This window comes from Suilimivivens aceti (assembly GCF_025567405.1).
Lineage (GTDB): Bacteria > Bacillota > Clostridia > Lachnospirales > Lachnospiraceae > Suilimivivens > Suilimivivens aceti.
Genome location: NZ_JAOQKJ010000009.1, coordinates 121,825 through 142,103, shown reverse-complemented (window position 1 = coordinate 142,103; position 20,279 = coordinate 121,825). Strand labels below are relative to the sequence as shown.

23 protein-coding genes and 1 pseudogene are annotated in these 20,279 nt (G+C 46.6%); all 24 read left to right on the top strand.

Features of this window, described 5'->3' with window-relative positions:
* The first annotated feature begins 2 nt into the window (after positions 1-2).
* The 24 genes and pseudogenes from OCV77_RS12075 (at position 3) to OCV77_RS11960 (ending at position 20,276) form a co-directional block, all read left to right on the top strand.
* On the top strand, positions 3-653 hold the full coding sequence (locus OCV77_RS12075) for a hypothetical protein (protein ID WP_262575270.1): 651 nt from the start codon (positions 3-5) through the stop codon (positions 651-653).
* A 24-nt stretch (positions 654-677) separates the two neighbouring features.
* The gene (locus OCV77_RS12070; RefSeq protein WP_138345485.1) at positions 678-1,832 is read left to right on the top strand and encodes a hypothetical protein; all 1,155 of its coding nucleotides are present in this window, start codon (positions 678-680) and stop codon (positions 1,830-1,832) included.
* Between the two features lie 296 nt (positions 1,833-2,128).
* Positions 2,129-2,602: a PcfB family protein gene (locus OCV77_RS12065; RefSeq protein ID WP_262575269.1), complete on the top strand. Its 474-nt coding sequence runs from the start codon at positions 2,129-2,131 to the stop codon at positions 2,600-2,602.
* A 110-nt stretch (positions 2,603-2,712) separates the two neighbouring features.
* A complete protein-coding gene (locus OCV77_RS16705) occupies positions 2,713-5,595 on the top strand; it encodes a DUF4368 domain-containing protein (protein ID WP_416910558.1) in 2,883 nt (960 codons plus the stop codon).
* The gene (locus tag OCV77_RS12055) at positions 5,592-5,936 is read left to right on the top strand and encodes a TnpV protein (RefSeq protein WP_033119194.1); all 345 of its coding nucleotides are present in this window, start codon (positions 5,592-5,594) and stop codon (positions 5,934-5,936) included. Before OCV77_RS16705 ends, OCV77_RS12055 begins: the two co-directional genes overlap by 4 nt.
* Positions 5,937-6,071: 135 nt before the next feature.
* The gene (locus tag OCV77_RS12050; RefSeq protein WP_025483373.1) at positions 6,072-6,902 is read left to right on the top strand and encodes a TraX family protein; all 831 of its coding nucleotides are present in this window, start codon (positions 6,072-6,074) and stop codon (positions 6,900-6,902) included.
* 364 nt (positions 6,903-7,266) lie between these two features.
* A complete protein-coding gene (locus tag OCV77_RS12045) occupies positions 7,267-7,509 on the top strand; it encodes a hypothetical protein (RefSeq protein ID WP_148447517.1) in 243 nt (80 codons plus the stop codon).
* A gap of 107 nt (positions 7,510-7,616) precedes the next feature.
* Positions 7,617-7,937: a DUF6572 domain-containing protein gene (locus OCV77_RS12040; protein WP_055260677.1), complete on the top strand. Its 321-nt coding sequence runs from the start codon at positions 7,617-7,619 to the stop codon at positions 7,935-7,937.
* Positions 7,938-8,065: 128 nt separating this feature from the next.
* A complete protein-coding gene (locus tag OCV77_RS12035) occupies positions 8,066-8,425 on the top strand; it encodes a DUF3847 domain-containing protein (RefSeq protein WP_055260675.1) in 360 nt (119 codons plus the stop codon).
* Positions 8,391-9,887 carry a MobQ family relaxase gene (gene mobQ, locus OCV77_RS12030; protein WP_055260673.1) on the top strand — a complete coding sequence of 499 codons (1,497 nt, stop codon included), beginning with the start codon at positions 8,391-8,393 and terminating at the stop codon, positions 9,885-9,887. The genes OCV77_RS12035 and mobQ overlap by 35 nt, the downstream gene beginning before the upstream one ends.
* Positions 9,884-11,755, top strand: coding sequence for an AAA family ATPase (locus tag OCV77_RS12025; RefSeq protein ID WP_055260671.1), 1,872 nt, complete (start codon positions 9,884-9,886; stop codon positions 11,753-11,755). The genes mobQ and OCV77_RS12025 overlap by 4 nt, the downstream gene beginning before the upstream one ends.
* A gap of 142 nt (positions 11,756-11,897) precedes the next feature.
* On the top strand, positions 11,898-12,056 hold the full coding sequence (locus tag OCV77_RS12020; protein WP_004845310.1) for a transposon-encoded TnpW family protein: 159 nt from the start codon (positions 11,898-11,900) through the stop codon (positions 12,054-12,056).
* A 41-nt stretch (positions 12,057-12,097) separates the two neighbouring features.
* Positions 12,098-12,922 (top strand): annotated as a pseudogene (locus tag OCV77_RS12015) (VirD4-like conjugal transfer protein, CD1115 family); the annotation flags it as partial.
* 134 nt (positions 12,923-13,056) lie between these two features.
* A complete protein-coding gene (locus OCV77_RS12010; RefSeq protein WP_002594237.1) occupies positions 13,057-13,197 on the top strand; it encodes a Maff2 family mobile element protein in 141 nt (46 codons plus the stop codon).
* Between the two features lie 272 nt (positions 13,198-13,469).
* On the top strand, positions 13,470-13,955 hold the full coding sequence (locus tag OCV77_RS12005) for an RNA polymerase sigma factor (RefSeq protein ID WP_008818014.1): 486 nt from the start codon (positions 13,470-13,472) through the stop codon (positions 13,953-13,955).
* Positions 13,948-14,652: a zf-HC2 domain-containing protein gene (locus tag OCV77_RS12000; protein ID WP_015527904.1), complete on the top strand. Its 705-nt coding sequence runs from the start codon at positions 13,948-13,950 to the stop codon at positions 14,650-14,652. Before OCV77_RS12005 ends, OCV77_RS12000 begins: the two co-directional genes overlap by 8 nt.
* A 158-nt stretch (positions 14,653-14,810) precedes the next feature.
* Complete coding sequence (locus OCV77_RS11995) at positions 14,811-15,269, top strand: RNA polymerase sigma factor (RefSeq protein WP_023921375.1); 459 nt, start codon at positions 14,811-14,813, stop codon at positions 15,267-15,269.
* A complete protein-coding gene (locus OCV77_RS11990; RefSeq protein ID WP_005921293.1) occupies positions 15,247-15,444 on the top strand; it encodes a helix-turn-helix domain-containing protein in 198 nt (65 codons plus the stop codon). Before OCV77_RS11995 ends, OCV77_RS11990 begins: the two co-directional genes overlap by 23 nt.
* Before the next feature lie 57 nt (positions 15,445-15,501).
* Complete coding sequence (locus OCV77_RS11985) at positions 15,502-15,912, top strand: hypothetical protein (RefSeq protein WP_015527903.1); 411 nt, start codon at positions 15,502-15,504, stop codon at positions 15,910-15,912.
* Positions 15,913-16,351: 439 nt separating this feature from the next.
* Entirely contained in the window at positions 16,352-16,750 is a 399-nt protein-coding gene (locus OCV77_RS11980; RefSeq protein ID WP_040647222.1) for a plasmid mobilization protein, read from the top strand.
* A complete protein-coding gene (locus OCV77_RS11975; RefSeq protein ID WP_044945864.1) occupies positions 16,722-18,341 on the top strand; it encodes a relaxase/mobilization nuclease domain-containing protein in 1,620 nt (539 codons plus the stop codon). The genes OCV77_RS11980 and OCV77_RS11975 overlap by 29 nt, the downstream gene beginning before the upstream one ends.
* A 174-nt stretch (positions 18,342-18,515) precedes the next feature.
* Positions 18,516-18,710, top strand: coding sequence for a hypothetical protein (locus tag OCV77_RS11970; protein WP_006573562.1), 195 nt, complete (start codon positions 18,516-18,518; stop codon positions 18,708-18,710).
* Complete coding sequence (locus tag OCV77_RS11965) at positions 18,700-19,440, top strand: phage replisome organizer N-terminal domain-containing protein (protein WP_044945867.1); 741 nt, start codon at positions 18,700-18,702, stop codon at positions 19,438-19,440. Before OCV77_RS11970 ends, OCV77_RS11965 begins: the two co-directional genes overlap by 11 nt.
* Complete coding sequence (locus OCV77_RS11960; RefSeq protein ID WP_008402238.1) at positions 19,437-20,276, top strand: ATP-binding protein; 840 nt, start codon at positions 19,437-19,439, stop codon at positions 20,274-20,276. Before OCV77_RS11965 ends, OCV77_RS11960 begins: the two co-directional genes overlap by 4 nt.
* The last annotated feature ends 3 nt before the right edge of the window (positions 20,277-20,279 follow it).

Below are 20,279 nucleotides of genomic sequence, written 5' to 3'. Positions count from 1 at the left end.
GTATGGAATCAATGAGAGATGTGAACAGGGTAATGGAACGGGAGATTAAAAAGGGAAGTAGTCCTTTGAAACTGGACCATATTGAATTTGGAGATTATTCGTATCAGGAGATAATGTCACAGGAGAAATTGTTTGAGGTATTAACATATTTGTTGCGGATAGGTGACTTCAAACAGTATGCCGGAAAGACTATTCTTAATAATGTTTATATGGATCTGCGATGGAAAAAGCCAGCATTTAAGAGAACCAAGACTATTATGGAAAGAAATAATATATTTGCGACCATTAGAAGGTATGTAAAAAAGCTGAAACCGCAGTATAATGGAGATGTATATTTGGAAACGGTCAGATGTTATTTTGATATATCACAGGAAAATCTGGAAAAGTGCCGATATACATATCAAGGGAATGAAACATACGCCTTCCTTATGTCGGACAAGTATATTAGGGCATTGTATACGCATTGTTTGGTGGCAAGAAAAGAATATGCTTTTGACAGTGTAAAATCGAATGGACTTTCGGATATGGAGCTTTCTATGGTAAAATTAGAGGGTGTTAGAGAAGTATTATTTCAGGCATTGTTACTTGATGATGTGAAGTTTGAAGATGACAAGATGTATACGGAGTTAAGCAGTATATATTTATTGTGTTAAAAGGAGAAAGGGGAACTGAGAGAAATGAAGTGTACCATTTTTTATTCTTGGCAATCAGACTTGCCCAACAAAGATAACAGATCATTTATTGAAAATTGTATAGAAAAGGCAATTAGGAAAGAAAAATTGGGATTTGAAGCTGGTTTGACGGTAGCTGTTGATAGAGATACAAAGAAAACGGTTGGTACACCAGATATAGCTGGAACAATTTTTGATAAAATTGCCAAAACCGATATTTTTATTTGTGATATATCTATTATTAATGGAAACGATAAAGGGCGCAAGTGTCCCAATCCTAACGTATTGTTGGAGTTGGGATATGCGGTAAGAACTCTTGGATGGGATAGGATTATTTGCTTCTATAATCTGAAATATGGAGAGTTAAAAAGTGTTCCATTTGATTTGAGTCACCGTCGTATATTTTTCTATAATTCCGATAATGAGAATGAAAAAGAAGAGGTATCTAAGGCATTATCGGTGGGGATAAAAGAGATGATAGCGAAAGGTTTAATTAGTAACCCTTTACGTGATCATATGAAAGGACGAATTGATTATTGTGTATTAGAAATTTTAAAACAAATAAGTTGTGTTTTGGTTAATACAATCACAATGTCTGATGCTTTAGCGAAAGTTCCTGAGGTCTTGAATTTTACAGAAGAGAAAATTATAGATATATTATCCGATAATCATAAGGTATTGGGATTCTTTGCAAATAATGATTTAGAAGAAGTGAAAAGAAAGGGCGAAGCCATTTTTTCTGCAATTACTACATCAAATGTATATCAAGTTGAATGGGCTGTTTTAGTATTGGAATTGATTGATTGGGTAAGAAGATATCAATATCTTATATCTGATAGGGCAAAAAATATATTGTATAGCACTGTTTTAGAACCTGTTCCATATTTGAATGTAGTGGCAGGAAGAGAGCTGCATCCAGATAATCCTAATAATTCCTGTTTGTTATTAAAAAAGATGGGAACTGATTCGGGAAAAGTACTATATGCGGGCACAATGGTGAAGATTGATAAAAGATCCTTAGTATCCCTTTGGTATATAAACGATGCGGCAATAGAAAAATTTGCAAAATGTTTAGTTGATGCTATTAATATGGCAAAAAAGTGGCTTGATAAAACAGAAGGAGAATTTATTTTAGATCCAGATTATTATGGAATTATTTGATAATAAGTTGTTATGAAAAAGTTTTTTGTATGGAAGCATAGAGGAAAGGATATGAACTTGGACAACGCAAAGTAGAGAAATTATAAACATCTTGATACTTGATAAATGATATGATAATTTACAACAGCGTAAGGGCAGTTATAGACCGTAAAGGTTTGTAGTTGCCCTTTTTTGTGTTTATAAAACTTTTGGACAAAATGTCCAGAAGTGGAAAGGAGAACTTATGAAATATTTATTACACAGGCTGTTGGTTCCACCCTGAATCAAATCGGTGCAGATAAGGAAGGAGGTACACCGTGCAGGAGGAAACAACACAGAAAACCATTGCTCTTGCAATCAAGACTTCCAAACTGACCGCAAGCGTGTTACAGAAGGCGATGAAGATGTATCTGGAACACCAGAAGCATAAGGAGCCTTCCCATGGGAAAATCCCGGTAAAAAAGCTGGTCGGTCAGGGAGAGGGTGCAAAGTCCATTGAGGTTACGGATAGCAATATTAAATCCTTTGAGCGTGTTGCAAGGAAATACAATGTCGATTTCGCAGTAAAGAAGGATAAGACCACGGAACCACCCAAGTATCTTGTATTTTTCAAGGGCAAGGATGCTGATGTGATAGCACAGGCATTCAAGGAATTTGTAAAAGTTAATGAGAAAAAGCAACAGCGTCCGTCACTCAGACAGAAATTGAAAGGACTTCAGAAGATTGTTGCACAGAATAAGAATAGGGAGCGAAGCAGAGAGAAAAATAAGGACAGAGGACAGAGCTTATAAGCAAGGTCATTGACGGAATTAAAAAGGATTTACAGTCAATTCCGAAAACTCTCAAAGAAAAAACAAAAGGGGTAAATAAGAAACAGCTTGCCCTGAAGTGCGCTCCCTATGTGATTTTCGGATATGTTCTGAATAAGGTTTCATGGCTGTATGGACAGCAGGCAGGTGACAATACATTACAGAAGGTGTTGGACACAATCAATGGGATTGGAGGTGCGTTCCATAATCCGCTTCCAAGTTTTCTGCCGAGAGATTTACTGGTAGGAGTGGGATGCGGAATAGGATTTCGTATGGTAGTTTATTATAAAGCGAAAAATGCAAAGAAATTCCGGCAGGGAGTGGAGTACGGTTCGGCAAGGTGGGGAACAGCCAAAGATATTGAACCGTATGTTGATCCTGTATTTGAAAATAACGTGCTTTTAACAGCAACGGAACGGCTTATGATGTCGGGCAGACCAAAGCAGCCGAAGTATGCGAGAAACAAAAACATACTTGTAATCGGTGGTTCCGGTTCCGGCAAGACCAGATTTTTTGTAAAGCCGAACCTCATGCAGATGCACAGTTCCTACGTTGTGACCGATCCCAAAGGCACAGTCCTCGTGGAATGTGGCAAAATGCTGTCTAAGAATAATTACCGGATCAAGGTGCTGAATACCATTAACTTTGCAAAATCAATGCATTACAATCCTTTCGCTTATATCCGTAGCGAAAAGGATATTCTGAAACTCGTAAACACAATCATTGTAAATACCAAAGGGGAAGGACAGCAAGCCTCTGAGGATTTCTGGGTGAAAGCGGAAAAGCTCTATTATACAGCCCTGATCGCATATATCTGGTACGAAGCACCGGAGGAGGAACAGAATTTTTCCATGCTGATTGATCTGGTGGATGCCAGTGAAGCAAGGGAAGATGATGAGAATTTCAAAAATGCGGTTGACCTGCTGTTTGAGGAGCTGGAAAAGGAGAACCCGAACCACTTTGCGGTCAGACAGTATAAAAAATACAAGCTGGCGGCGGGTGTTGTATGCTCTAAAAGACTTCTTAATCAAGCGGTTGGGAAGTCTCTTAGAACACACAACCTAAAACCGAAGAAAGGAGCGCAAGTTATGAGAAAAAACGAGAAAATCACAGCTCTGTACGAACGACTGAGCCGTGATGACTTTGGCAAAGATGATGACCAACAGCGTGAGAGCAATTCCATTTCCAATCAAAAGGCTATGTTGGAGGAGTTCGCCGCACGGCAGGGCTTTACGAACATTGTCCATTTCACGGACGATGGCATTAGTGGTACTTGCTTTGACCGTCCCGGATTTTTGGCAATGATGAAAGAGGTTGAAGCCGGGAATGTGGAGTATCTGTGCATCAAGGACATGAGTCGCATGGGTCGTGACTATCTGAAAGTCGGTCAGATTATGGAAATCCTGCGTCAGCGTGGCGTTCGCCTTATCGCCATCAATGACGGCGTGGACAGTGCCAGAGGGGACGATGATTTTACCCCTTTCCGCAACATTATGAACGAGTATTACGCCAGAGACACCAGCCGTAAAATCCGTTCCACTTTCCAGTCCAAAGGCAAGTCCGGCAAGCACCTCACAGGCACAGTCATTTACGGCTATCTCTGGAACGAAGCCAGAGACCAATGGTTGGTTGACCCCGAAGCCGCAGAGGTGGTCAAGCGTATCTTTGCCATGACGATTGAGGGCTACGGTCCGTATCAGATCGCCAGCAAGCTGAAAGAAGAAAAAATTCTCATTCCGTCCGCTTACCTTGCCCAGCACGGCGAGGGCGTGAACAAGAATAAGACTTTCAAAGATGTGTACGGCTGGGGTTCTTCCACCATCTGCAACCTTCTTGAAAAGCGTGAATATCTGGGACACACCATCAATTTCAAGACCCGAAAGCACTTCAAGGACAAGAAAAGCCATTATGTCCCGGAGGACGAATGGACGATTTTTGAGAATACGCACGAAGCCATTATTGACCAGCAGACCTTTGACCTTGTGCAGAAAATCCGTGGGAATGTCAGACGCTACCCGGACGGCTGGGGCGAAGCAGCTCCCCTCACAGGCTTGCTTTATTGTGCCGATTGCGGCGGCAAGATGTATGTCCACCGTACCAACAACGGCAAGCGTATTTCTCAATATACCTGTTCCCAATACAGCAAAGTCCCAGTTGGAAAGCTCTGCACGACACAGCACCGTATCAATGAAGATGTGGTACTGTCCCTTGTTTCCGAAATGCTCAAAGCTATTGCCGAATATGCCAAGCATGACAGAGCCGAGTTTGTCCGTGTGGTGCAGGAAGCACAGTCCAGCCAGCAGACGGCAGAGGTCAGGAAACAGCGGACACGCCTTGCCACAGCAAAGCAGAGAGTTTCCGAGCTGGAAGTCCTGCTCTGCAAAATCTATGAGGACAACATTTTAGGCAAGCTGTCCGACAGCAGATACGCCACTCTGGACGCTCAATACGAAAAGGAACAGTCCGAGCTTACCGCTGAAATCTCTGTTCTGGAAAAGGCTGTCAAGAGCTATGAGAAGCACGAAAAGGACGCTGACCGTTTTATCGCTCTGATTGGTAAGTATGAGAACTTCGACAAGCTGACCATTGCCATGCTCAACGAGTTTATCGAGAAAATTCTTGTGCATGAGCGTGACCGCAAAGGAAGTATACAGACCACACAGGAGGTTGAGATTTACTTCAATTTTGTTGGGCGTTTCGTTCCCCCGGCGTTTGGAGAAGTGGAGCTGACCCCGGAGGAATTAGAAGAAATCCGCAAGCGAGAGGAACGCAAGGACAGACTTCATCAGAACTACTTGAAGCGTAAAGCCAGCGGAGCGCAGAAGCGATACGAGGATAAAATCAAGGAGCGGAAAAAGGCAGAAATCGAAGCCAAGAAAGCCGCCATTCGTGCAGAGGACATTGCAAAGGGCGTGTTCGTCCCTGTCAGCAGCTTACCGCAGAGAGAGCCAATGAAAGGAGTACAATCAGCATGAATATCACTTACACACAGAACGGCGATTATCTTATCCCGAACATCGTTATCCGCAAGACCAAGCCCATCGGACACTACGGCAGACTTCGCAAGGCGTATCTGGAAATGCACCGCCCGATACTGTTCAATGAACTGGTGCTATCCGACAAGCTCTTTGAACATTGTGCCGAGATTGACGAAGCGGCACGAAACCGCATGGAGCTGATCGTGCGGTCACTGGCAGAGCAAAACGGTGTGACTGAGCAACTGAAAGCCGATAATCAAATGGAATGGGTGCGGCAGATGAACGCTTGCAAGGCACAGGCAGAGGAGATTGTGAAAGCAGAATTGATTTATGATTGAGTGAGGAAGTCCGGGCAGAAAACTGTTCGGACTTTTCTCATATATTCCAAAGTTGCGATAGAATTGTTCACGAGTTTTATGGTATAATTTGAATGCGAAAAATCGTAGAATTGGAAGTTGGTAGGAGGTTGCTTTATGAGCCTTGATAGGAAAATAAATCGCATTCAATTTCTCTCAGGAAATTCGCTAAAGGTTATTGCTGTACTGACAATGCTTATTGACCATCTATGTAAAATTGTGCTGCAATGGCTGCTATCAAACTACTGGGGGGCTATGGCAGATAACGGGCAAATGTCGTGGGAGAGATTCCGAGAGATAGATTATTTCATACGGTTTGATTTGCAAAGCATTGGGACGATTGCTTTTCCGCTATTCTGTTTTTTGCTGGCAGAAGGATTCCAACACACAAGAAGTAAAAAACGCTATATTGGGTTGATGCTTGCATTTGCCCTTATTTCGGAAGTTCCATTTGACATAGGTTTCTTTAGTGCGTATTCACGAATGGAAGATACATTTCCGTTTTACTTGAAGTATCAAAATGTATTTTTCACCTTGTTTTTAGGCTTATTGACATTGGTATGCCTTGAAAGATTTTCGTGTAAATCAGACCTACCGGTGGATAGAATAAAATCAGCAGTCCTGCAAGTTCTCAGTGTAGTGCTTTTTTCCGGCATTGCGGAAGGAATCCATTGTGACTACGGTATGCAGGGGATCTTATTCATATCAGCATTTTATATTTGCCGTAATCACCGAATCTATCAAGTGTTGCTGTTCCTTTTGGCTTACATGGGGACAACGGGGAATCAACCGCCTTTATGTACGCTTCTTGCCTGCTTGCTTATTCTGCTATACAACGGAAAGCGTGGTAAACTGAAGCTAAAATACTTCTTCTATGTTTTTTATCCAGCACATATCCTTGTCCTATATTTGATTCAGATAGGACTCGGAAAATACTTACTGAAATGACTAATTGCAGTTTGTCGAGAAATTAAGCCGGAGCAAACCCCTTTAGGAACTAAAGGGCGCACTTCTATACTCTCCTATCGAGAGTAGTGCGTCCTGCGGAGCTTCATTCCCGGTCAGCAGAAGAAAACTGCATGACCGAGAATGTTGCGTCACTTCGTTCCGTCAAGGTGGCTACACCCCCTTGCGCCGCTAATGCGGCTATCCCCTGTGGACTTGCCGTCCGCAAACAGCATAAAATGCTGTTCGCCGCCAGCAAGTTTGAAAGCGACTAAAATGAATCTTATGGAACAAACAAATCGGGACTTACGGGAGGAAAATCGATGGAGCATCATGATATAACGATTTAACATATTTTGGAGGCGTAATGATGACAAGAAAAGAAGTAGAAAGAATTGTTGGGATTTTTAAAAATCATGGTATAGACAAAGAAACAGGGAAAAGAGTGAAAGAAAATGTTATACATGATTTTTTTGACGAAATAGACGATTTGATGGGATATGAAGGAGCTTCTGAAGTTATATTTGTACCGGAAGAGTATGGTCTTGACAAAGAAGCAACAATTCAAGAAATTGTAGATTATATATTGGAAAATCAAAACATCGGGTGAAAAGAAAAATATTGTGGTCAAATATGGATATGATTTCAAACATTGGGACTGACACAAATACATATTTATCGAGTTGCCTTTATAAAGAACTGTAAAGGAGAGATATTGTGGCTGTTGATAACGCAAGTCAGATTGACGCAATTGCAAACGATAAAGAAAATGCTTGTTTGGTACTCCTTATTACCGACCATTTGAATTGGGACAATGAGTTTGAACACTTGAAGATTTTACAAGATAAAATCAATGCGTATGTGGCTTTTATCGAAAGCAAACAGTACGATGAAATATACCCCAATGCTGATTTTAAGATGGCTATGATAGAAATCCATTTCAAGTATGACATAACAGATAGCTGCCAGAAATTTTTGCAAGTAGCTCAAGATCAATTAGGTCAGATAGGGATAAAAATCAAGGCACAGATTAGTTAACATTTTCCAGTTTGCCGAACTGAACACAAAAACCGAATACCAAAAATCAGACCGTTGACTGGTCGCACTATGCGAAAAGTTGACGGTCTTTTTTTATCCCCATTTTTCAAAAAAGGAGGTCAATCACAATGACAAAACCGAAAACCCTCGACCAGCTCCAAGCCGAAAAGGAGCAAGCCGAGACGCAGCTTGCACAGGAACAGCACAAGCTGGAGCGTCTGGAGAACAGAAAGAAGTATCTGGAGAAAGGCGAAAGGCAGAAACGCACCCATCGTCTTTGCAATCTGGGCGGCACGATTGAGAGCCTTGCCCCGGTGGTCAAAGATCTCACACGCACCGAAATGACAGAGCTGATGGAACACATCTTTTCCCTGTCCGAAGTCCAGCGAGCCGTCCGTCACATGGCGATTACCCATATCAGCCAAGCGAACAGAGAAAAGGAGTTGAAAGCCGATGGCACTATTTCATCTGAGCGTCACGCAGACTAAGCGAAGCGCAGGACAGTCCGCTATTGCTTCTGCCGCCTACCGTGCCGGGGAGCGATTGTATAGCGAGTATTACGGCGAATACAGCGACTACACCCGCAAGGGCGGCGTGATCTGCTCCGATATTATCCTGCCGTCCCATGCTCCCCCGGAATTTGCAGACCGTCAGACCTTGTGGAATGCCGTGGAAAAAGCCGAGCGTGGAAAGAACGCCCAGCTTGCATACAGCTTTGACATTGCCTTGCAGAATGAATTTTCCCTTGAGGAAAACATCGCTCTTGCAAGGCAATTTTTGTTGGAGAACTTTGTGAGCCGGGGCATGGTGGTTGACTTCGCCGTACACCAGCCAGACCGTGAGGACGGCGGCATACCCAATCCGCATTTTCATGTGCTTTGCCCCATCCGTCCCATCGAGCAGAACGGCAAATGGGGACTAAAGCAACGCCGGGTGTACGAACTGGACGAGGACGGCAACCGTATCCGAGACCAGAACGGAGAGTTTGTTTTCAACGCCGTTCCCACTACCGACTGGGGCAGTCCCGAAACGCTGGAACATTGGCGTGAAGCATGGGCGGAGATGTGCAATGCCAAGTTTGCGGAAAAAGGTATTGATGTTCGTATCGACCACCGCAGCTATGAACGGCAAGGCGTGGATTTACTTCCCACTATCCATGAAGGCGCAACCGTCCGGGCAATGGAGAAGAAAGGCATACGCACCGAAAAGGGCGAGTTCAACCGCTGGATCAAGGCAACCAATGCCGTTATCCGGGACATCAAGAAGAAAATCGCTCTCCTGTTCGATTGGATTGCCGAAGCAAAAGCGGAGATTGCCAAGCCGCAGGCACCCGACCTTGTTTCTCTGCTGAACGCCTATTACACCAGCCGCAGAGCCGGGGCATATTCGCAGAAAGGTAAGGTCAGCAACCTAAAGGAGATGAACGAGACTTTCAATTATCTCCGGGCAAACGGCATTTACTCCCTTGAAGATTTGGAACACCGTGTCAGCGAACACAGTGCTGCCACAGAGAGCTTGAAGAAAACGCTGGACGAACAGACCGCCCGAATGAAAGCAATTAAGCAGCTCTATGACAGCTCCGCTGCTTTCCAGAACTTGAAGCCTGTCTATGACGGCTTGCAGAAAATCAAGTTTGAGAAGCCCAGAGCCAAGTACAAGGCAGAGCATGAAGCGGAGCTGATACAGTTCTACGCCGCCAGACGAAAGCTGACCGGGGAGTTCCCGGACGGCAAGGTGGATATGAAAAAGCTGTCCGACGAGTATGACGAGCTGGAACAGGCGCACGAAACCACCTATGGCGAGTTTAAGGCTGTCAGAGACGATTTACACCGCCTTTGGAAGGTCAAGTCATGCGTAGATACTGCCGCCCGATTTAACGAGCGTACAGAGGAACAAAAGCTCCAAAATCGACCCCAAACACGACAGAAAAAGGAGGAACTATCCCGATGAATTACACCCAAGCACAGATTGACCGGGCAAATGCCGTCAGTCTGGAAGATTTTCTCCGCACACAGGGAGAGACACTGATAAAAAGCGGACGAGAATACCGCTGGAAAGAACATGACAGTCTGACCGTCCGGGGAAACAAGTGGTTTCGCCACAGCCAGAGCAAGGGCGGCTATCCCATTGATTTCGTCATGGAGTTTTACGGCAAGTCCTTTCCCGAAGCTGTCCAGATGTTGACAGGCGAAAACGGCGAGGGACAGACCGAAGCCACCACAGCACCGCCCACAGCGTTCCACTTGCCCTTGCACAACAGAACAGCCGACAGAGCAATTCAATATCTTTGCGAAAGCCGAGGTCTCAACAAAACGCTTGTTGAGACTTTTCTTCTTTCCGGGGATATTTACGAGGACGCAAAGCGGCACAATGTTGTGTTTGTCGGCAGAGACCGAAGTGGTACGCCGAGATACGCCCATGTGCGAGGAACGGCAGACCCATTCAGACAGGACATTGCCGGGGCTGACAAGTCCTATCCGTTCCGCTATGAGGGAAACGGCAATCAGCTCTTTGTCTTTGAAGCACCGATTGACCTGTTATCATTCATCTGCCTTTATCCGCAGGACTGGCAGACAAGAAGCTATCTTGCCCTGGGCGGCGTTTCTGGCAAAGCCCTTGACCGTTTTCTTTCTGAGCGCAAGGACACCCAAAAAGTGTTCCTCTGCCTTGACAGCGACACCGCAGGAAGCGAAGCCTGTACCCGACTGGCACAGTCCATTCCCAGCGAGATCGCCGTCATTCGCCTTGTCCCGGCAAGGAAAGACTGGAACGATGTTCTCCGTCAGCAAGGGGACATTCCGAGCCGCAAATTCATAGCCGAGACAATCACGCTGCGAGAGCTGCCCACCGCCCAGCCTGTTCCCATGCTCCGCATGGCAGATGTGGAGCTGACGAGCGTGAAATGGCTATGGTTTCCCTATATCCCCTTTGGAAAGCTGACGATCATACAGGGCAACCCCGGCGAGGGCAAGACCTACTTTGCCATGCGTCTTGCGGCGGCTTGCACCAACCGAAAGCCCTTGCCCGGTATGGAAACCCTTGAACCGTTCAATATCATTTACCAGACTGCCGAGGACGGTCTGGGTGATACGGTCAAGCCCCGACTGATGGAAGCAGACGCAGACCTTGAAAAAGTGCTTGTCATTGACGATAGAGACACACCACTGACCCTTGCCGATGAACGCATCGCAAGGGCAATCCGGGAAAACAACGCAAAGCTGGTTATCATTGACCCGGTACAGGCGTTTCTGGGCGCAGATGTGGACATGAACCGGGCAAACGAGGTGCGCCCGATATTCCGCAGTCTGGGAGACATTGCACAGGCTACCGGGTGCGCTATCGTGCTGATCGGACACCTCAACAAAGCCGCAGGAACGCAAAGCACCTACCGGGGATTAGGGTCTATCGACATTACGGCGGCAGTCCGCAGCCTACTCTTTATCGGCAAGCTGAAGGACAGTCCCACAACAAGGGTACTGATCCATGAGAAAAGCTCTCTTGCGCCGCCCGGACAGTCCCTTGCCTTTTCTCTGGGAGACGAGAAAGGCTTTGAATGGAAAGGAGTTTATGACATTACCGCTGATGAGCTTCTTGCCGGGACGGACACCGCCAAGACCGAGAGTAAGACCGCACAGGCAGAAATGCTCATTCTGGAACTGCTTGCAGACGGAAAGAAAATGCCAAGTGCAGAGCTGGAAAAGACGGTCAATGAGCGTGGGATTTCCTCACGCACCATGCGAACGGCGAAAAGCCGTATCGGGGACAGACTTGTGACCGAGAAAGACGGCACAGCATGGGTCTGCTATCTCCGAAACTGACAACAGGAACACGGCAAGCGTGGCAAAGACGGCAAGGTTTTTATAGATACCTTAATGTTGCCGCCTTGCCTTGTTCCATCATACCGACACCGCCCGATGATGAACAGTCACCGGGCATTTTTCATTTACAGGAGGATTTTGAATGAACAATACCGCAACTAACACCGCCACTTGCCCGACTGTCAGAAAGCAGATCGGCAAGACAACCTATATCGTGCGTGTGCATTTCAGCCAGACCGCCAAGGAGACGATGGAGGACAAAATCAAGCGTATGCTTCGTGAAGAAGTCCGCAAAATGTGACTTCTTCTTGAATTTGATGAAAAAGTCCTTGACTTTTCGTCTCTGGAAAGACAGCAAAATCAATTCTGATTAGCTGTGGTGCGAGGTTGGCACCATTTGATATTAAGGAGCTGCGTGACCTGACTTCTTATGATGAACTGGAGCTTGATACGTTGGGAGAGAAAAAGACAGCATTGTTTGTCATTATCTCGGATACCGATGCAACATTCAATTTCATTGTAAGTATCATGTATTCGCAGTTATTCAATCTGCTTTGTGACAAGGCAGATGATGTATATAATGGGAGACTGCCGATTCACGTCCGGTGTTTACTGGACGAGTTTGCGAACATTGGGCAGATTCCGCAGTTTGAGAAGCTGATTGCTACCATTCGTAGCCGGGAAATATCAGCTTCTATTATTTTGCAGTCAAAGTCACAGCTAAAGGCTCTGTACCGGGACAACGCTTCCACGATTGAAGGAAACTGCGACACTACCCTGTTTCTGGGAGGAAAAGAGAAAGATACTCTGAAAGATCTGGCAGAAATCCTTGGAAAAGAAACGATTGACCTTTACAATATCTCGGATACAAGAGGTACGAGCCAGTCCTACGGTCTGAATTATCAAAAGACTGGAAAGGAGTTAATGAGTCAGGACGAGATTGCAGTCATGGATGGCAGCAAATGTATCATGCAGCTTAGAGGTGTGAGACCATTTTTCTCAGATAAGTTTGATATAACGAAGCATAAGCAATACCCGATGTTATCCGATTATGACAAAAAGAATGAATTTGACATTGAAAAATACGTTAAAAACCTTAACAAGCTGCGGTTCAAGCAGAATGATGTGGTGGACGAGGTATGCGATGTCGGAGAGATCACGGCTTAACTTCTGGTCACAATGTCCAGAAGTGACTTTACAACTAAATATTGGAACTATTGTTATGGGAGTTTTTCTGAAAAATCACAAATCAGAACAGCTCCCTTTTTTATTTCATTTTTCAAGAAAAAGGAGACAAACAAATGGGCTTTTTTACAACATCAGTAACAGGACTTAAAACAGTAGTAACCGCAATCGGAGCAGGTGTCGGCGTGTGGGGAGTTATCAATCTTCTCGAAGGATATGGAAACGATAATCCCGGTGCAAATGCTCATGTACGGTAGAGAAGCACAAAGCAAAACAAGGATAGCCAGCCCTGCCACTATTCCGAAGTCAGGGGAACGCAATAGAAAAATTCATAGCTGTATGCTATACTTAATTAGCATTTGAACATATCAAGCTGACACAGCAATCTCTTTACTTGCCGTTAATGCGCGTCTACCAATAGTCCGCACAAAGCAAGAGTAGCGTAAAGGTATAAAAATTTCAAACTTCTTTGTAACGAAATTCCGATTTCTCCGTCTAACCTATGAAGCTGAAGGAGGTGATGACAAGTATGGACTATGAAAAACTCTATAAAGCCTACTATTTACAGGTATACTCGTATACTATTTCTCTTGCCAAAAATCGTGAGATAGCAGAGGAAATCACGCAGAACACATTCTATAAGGCTGTTTCTACAACATCACAATTCAAAGGTAAGTCAGATGAATTGACATGGCTCTGCTCCATAGCAAAAAATCTTTACCATGATGAAATGCGAAGCCGTCAGCGAGTAGCTGATGTGAGTGAAATCAATGACTTGCCATCAAATGAAAATGTTGAGAACTCAGTTGCAGATTCTGACATGGCGTTCCGCATACACCTCGTTCTTCACCGTTTGGAAGAACCATACAAAGAAGTCTTTCAGCTTCGCGTATTCGGGGAACTATCTTTTTCACAAATCGCTGCAATTTTTGGAAAAACAGAATCATGGGCGAGAGTTACTTATCATCGTGCAAAGCTAAAAATTCAAGAAAGGATGGATGAAAAGCATGAGTAAACAATGCGATATTGTTCGAGATATTCTTCCGCTGTATGTTGACGATGCTTGCAGCGAAGCAAGCGCAGAGATGGTAAAAGAGCATTTGAACGCCTGTGCTGACTGTAACGCAATTTATCAGAAATTGCTTTCTCACACGAGCGAAGATGTTCTTCACGAAGAAAGCGAAAGCGTTATTATGCGCCATGAGGCAAAAGAAAAGCAGAGAGGCAGAAAAAAGATAACGATTGCTGTTCTCGTTTCCATCGCTCTTTGTATCATTGCAATTTTTACAGCTCTCTTTCTGTTACCTATAAACATTGCTTATGAGCCTGTCAAAATCGACTTCCCATTTGAGGTTGAAGATGTCGAAAACGTTGAAATGTACCACTATGACGGAGTGCCTGCATCAGCAGAAAAGAAAGTAGTTGTTGCTGAAAATGATATAAAGACCCTGTATGATAAGTTCAAGGGCTTATCCCTAAAAGACAAAACGACTGAGGAAACTGCCGGAGCAGATGTGACCAGCTTTAGATTTAACCTCTCAGATGGAACAAGCTACGATTTGATTTACGCCTGCTATGGGGTTAAAAACGGCGAATTGAAGTCAGCAGCAGGCGGTTTTAAGTATTTCACAAGTGCGGATATCGGCTCTTATTGGAACAATTTGAATACGGAACTTGAGGCAATTCCTATCAATGAGAGTGAATTGCCGTGAGCAGATAGCAAACCCAGCCGAGCCTGTCAACGGTCAAGATGAACGGCGCAAATGCGCCGCCGTTGACAGCCCCGCCCGTCTTTGCTGTTCGGTAATCAAGAGGGCGACAGCACAAGATGCTGCCGCCCTCTGCCATTATTCAGAAAGGGGGATTTTCCATGACCGAACACGAAAAGTATCAAGAACATATCCGGCATACACACGATGCCTTTTGCAAGACTGTTATTCGCCACGCTGCCATAGACGCAGCCCGGAGCATACGGAGCCGCCGCAAGCGGGAAATCTCGCTTGAATATCTGATAGAAGAAAAACACTATCCATTCAGTACCACAGATAAATACTTTGCGGAGCAATCCGGCATGACCAGCTATCCGCTTTTCGTCTGTGGTCAGATGGTGCTTTTGGAAAGTCCAGAGCTTGCCGCAGCCCTGTCCGCACTATCACAGATGGAACAGGAAATCATTTTCTTGTACTACTTCCAACGATTGACGCATAGGGAGATTGGACGGAGATATGGACGGGCTGGCAACACAACCGGGCGGCGTATTCAGATGATTTTACGGCGGCTACGGGCAGAGTTGGAGGGTTTGTCCTATGAGCCAGCTACTTCCCTATGAGACAATCGTTAAGGCAAGCGAGGGCGACCCGGAAGCTGTTGCCGCCGTCCTATCCCATTATGCGGGATATGTCCGCTCTTGTGCGAAAATGGACGGACAGATTAACACGGATATGCAGGAGCATATCGTCAGGCAACTGATAGAAAGCCTGTTGAAGTTCCGCTTTGACCGCTAAACAGAAAAGTTGTATAATTAGAGCCTGACAAATTAAACTTCAATGAGGGTAGAGCAAATGGAACAGATTATCAATTATAGAGACATACCCACAGATAAAAGGATTGACATATTAAATGCTCTTGAGCGAATAGGTTTTTTTCCGGCATACGGCGGCGTGAGAACAATGCAGCAAATTATGGAAAAGTCAGTTCCAGGTTCAGGCCCACAATTCTATTTCGTTTTCCGTGAAAATGAGTTGATAGGGTACAATTTTCTCATTGGGGACACTAAGAAATATAAAGCGTTCCCATGGCTTGCTATTAGCAATATGGATGAGCAGAAGTTGACTGTTTGTGAAGAACTGATGAAAATACAAATTGCCTTTTTTGAAGAACTCGGAATGCAAAAGATAGCAGATCATTGCGTTAGGATTATGGAAGATTACAGAAAAGGAATTGGAAAGCGGAAAGAAAGCGATTGCAGATAAATTCCATTTGAAAAACGGCTGACAATTTAATACCGCCGCCCATCACAGCGGCAGATAAGCAGTAAATCTTGAAAAGGTTTACTGCTTTTTTTGCGCCCATTTTCAAAAATCTTTGGCAAACCACACCGCCGGATTGTTGTAGGGAGCAGACAGGGAAAATAAAAAAATTTTCGCTGCGTTTGCCAAAACGCCCCCTTTTCACCGTTGTAGTGGTGAACAGCGGGCAGAACACGCCGCCGCAATCGCTATATTGGTGGAGCAAGCCAGTATATCCGCAAACCAGAGCCGCCGAGGAAAGCGGTAGTTTTTTAGAGCAAGATTCTACCACGGTGCCAAAATCCGCATATCTGCGGTTTTGCCCCTTTGGTAAATCTTGTTGGGGAGTGCCTTCCCCAAACCCTGCTCATGCGCCCTGTCGGGCGAGAAAGGAGGTCAACGCTTGAAGAAAAAATACAACACACCCCACCGCTGCCATGTGGTCAAAACCCGCATGACCGAGGAAGAATACGCCGACTTTACCGAGCGGCTGAAACACTATGACATGAGCCAAGCCGAATTTATCCGGCAAGCCATTACACGGGCGACCATTCGCCCCATCGTTACCGTTTCCCCGGTCAATGATGAACTGTTGTCCGCCGTTGGCAGGCTGACCGCCGAATACGGAAAAATCGGTGGCAACCTCAATCAGATTGCCCGCGCCCTCAACGAGTACGGCACACCATACAACGCCCTGTCCGTTGAAGTCCGCGCCGCCATTTCTGACCTTGCTGCCTTGAAGTTTGAAGTCCTGCGAAAGGTAGGTGACGCTGTTGGCAACATTCAAACATATCAGCTCTAAAAATGCGGATTATGGCGCAGCCGAGCAGTACCTCACCTTTGAACATGACGAGTTTACCATGAAGCCCACCCTTGATGAAAACGGGCGGCTCATGCTCAGGGAGGACTATCGAATAGCCACGCTGAACTGCGGCGACGAGGATTTTGCCGTTGCCTGTATGCGCTCCAATCTCCGCTATGGGAAGAACCAGAAGCGGGAAGATGTAAAAAGCCACCACTACATTATCAGCTTTGACCCACGGGACGCGGTGGACAACGGTTTGACCGTAGACCGGGCGCAGGCGTTGGGCGAGGAATTTTGCCGGAAGCAGTTTCCCGGACACCAAGCCATTGTCTGCACCCACCCGGACGGACACAACCACAGCGGCAATATCCATGTGCATATCGTTATCAATTCTCTGCGGATAGAGGAAGTTCCGTTCCTGCCTTACATGGACAGACCGGCAGACACCCGCACCGGGTGCAAACACCGCTGCACAGACGCGGCGATGGAATACTTCAAAGCCGAAGTCATGGAGCTGTGCCACCGGGAAAATCTCTATCAAATCGACCTTTTGCATGGCAGCAAAAACCGCATTACCGAGCGTGAGTATTGGGCGCAGCGGAAAGGGCAGGCAAAGCTGGACAAGGAAGCTGCTGCCTTGCCAGCCGAGGAGCAGCCAGCCAAGCCCACGAAGTTTGAAACAGACAAGGAAAAATTGCGGCAGACCATACGCACCGCGCTGTCCTCTGCCGCAAGCTATGGCGAGTTCGCCGCCGTTCTCTTGCAACAGGGCGTGACTGTCAAGGAGAGCCGAGGGCGGCTATCTTACCTCACGCCGGACAGGACAAAGCCCATTACCGCCCGCAAGCTGGGAGATGATTTTGACCGCGCTGCCGTTCTTGCCCTTTTGGAACAGAACGCCCACAGAGCCGCCGAGCAGACCGCAACCGTACCCGAATACCCCCGCAACATAAGGGAGCGTTTGCAGGGCAAAAAAGCTGTCCAAACCACCCCGGAAAAGGACGGTATTCAGCGCATGGTTGACCGGGCAGCGAAGCGAGCGGAGGGAAAGGGCGCGGGCTATGATTGCTGGGCGGCAGTCCACAATCTGAAACAAATGGCGGCTACCGTTGCCGCCTACGGGCAGTACGGCTATTCGCCGGAGGAGCTGGACGCAGCCCTTGTATCCGCCAATGCGGATTTACAGGACAGCACCGCCAAGCTGAAAGCCCTGGACGCTGCTATCCGGGAGAAAAAGGAGCTTCAGACACAGGTGCTTGCCTATGCCAAGACCAAGCCTGCCCGTGACGGTCTGAAAGCGCAGAAAACGGAAAAAGCCCGCAGCGCCTACCGGGAACGGCACGAAAGCGATTTTATCATAGCGGACGCAGCCACCCGTTATTTTCGGGCGCATGGCGTTTCCAAGCTGCCAAGCCATAAAGCCCTGCAAGCGGAAATCGAGCGGCTTACCGCCGAAAAGAACGCCCATTACAACGAATACCGGGAGAAAAGAGCCCGTGTCAAGGAGCTGCATACCGTGAAAAGCAATCTTTCTCAAATCCTGCAAGGCGAGAAAGACAGAGAGAAAAAGCACGAACATGAGCGTTAAAAACCGCCCCGAAACGATACCAAAACGGGGATATGCCCTGCACCCTATCCGCAATACTGCCCACCTTTGAAACGGGGTGCACAGCGCAGGAAATCCCCGAAAATGACACCGAGAAACTACATTTTTACCGACCTATCCGCTTATACCAGCGGAAACGGCAGAAAGGAGCGAGAAATGCCACGCATGAGCAAAAAGCGGCGGTTGGAATGGAGCTTTTTCCTCAACCACCGAAACCGTATTACCTACAATGACCTTTGCCGGGGCTGCACACACGGCTGCAAGCAGAGCTTCCGGGCGATTATCGTCCTCTGCCCCCGGTATTTCTCTAAGAGATGGAAACACAGGGAGGACACCGCCAATGGCAGATAACCGCAAATATTACTACCTCAAACTGAAAGAAAACTTCTTCGACAGCGATTCCATTGTGCTGTTGGAGGACATGAAAGACGGGATTTTGTATTCCAATATCCTCTTGAAGCTGTACTTAAAATCGCTGAAAAATGGCGGCAGATTGCAGCTTGACGAGCATATCCCCTATACCGCCCAGATGATAGCCACGCTGACCCGTCACCAAATCGGGACGGTGGAACGGGCATTAGCCATCTTCCAGCAGTTAGGGCTTGTGGAGCAGCTTGACTGCGGGCTGCTTTATATGACCGACATCGAGCTGATGATCGGTCAATCCTCTACCGAAGCGGAACGGAAACGCGCCGCAAGGCTTGAAAATAAGGCACTTTTGCCGCCGCGGACAAATGGCGGACATTTGTCCGACATTCGTCCACCAGAGATAGAGATAAAGAAAGAGATAGATATAGAGTTAGAAAAAGAGGGAGAGTTAAAGGGACAAGCCATCGCCCGCAGCTATGGCAGATATGAGAATGTATTTCTGACTGATACGGAGCTTTCCGAACTGCAAGCGGAGCTGCCCGAAAAATGGGCGTACTACATTGAGCGGCTTTCCGGCTATATCGCGTCCACGGGCAAGAAATATAAAAACCACGCCGCCACTATCCGCAGATGGGCGGCAGACGATACCGCAAAGGCTGCCCCGAAACAGGGCATACCCGAATACGCCTGCAAGGAGGGCGAGAGCTTATGAGTAATCTGTTTACAGAACGAGTTTTGAATATGGCGGCTGTTACCCCACAGCCGGAGGACTACACGGGCGAGGACGGACTGCTTTACTGCGGCAAGTGTCACACTCCGAAAGAAGCCTACTTCCCGGAAAAGCAAGCCGCCCTGTTTGGGCGTGACCGCCACCCGGCAGAATGTGACTGCCAGAAAGCCCAGCGTTTGGAGCGTGAAGCCGCCGAACAGCGCAGAAAGCACCTTGACACCGTGGAGGACTTGAAACGCCGGGGATTTACCAATCCTACCATGCAGGAATGGACTTTCGCCAACGACAACGGGAAATGCCCGCAAATGGAGATTGCACACTTCTATGTGGAGCATTGGGAAATCATGCGCGAGGAAAATATCGGCTATCTGCTATGGGGCAAGGTCGGCACAGGAAAAAGCTATTTTGCCGGGTGTATCGCTAATGCCCTCATGGAGCAGGAAGTCGCTGTCCGCATGACGAACTTCTCTGCGATTTTGAATGACCTGACCGCCAGCTTTGAGGGGCGCAACGAGTATATCGAGCGTCTTTGCCGTTTTCCTCTGCTTATCATTGATGATTTTGGAATGGAGCGCGGCACAGAGTACGGTTTAGAACAGGTCTACAATGTGATTGACAGCCGCTACCGCAGCCGCAAGCCCTTAATCGTTACCACCAATCTGACATTGGACAGCCTGCAAAATCCGCTGGACACCGCCCATGCCCGGATTTATGACCGCCTTTTGGAAATGTGCGCCCCTATCCTCTTTACGGGAGAGAACTTCCGCCGTGAAACGGCGCAAGCCAAGCTGAACAGACTAAAAGAATTGATGAAATGAAAG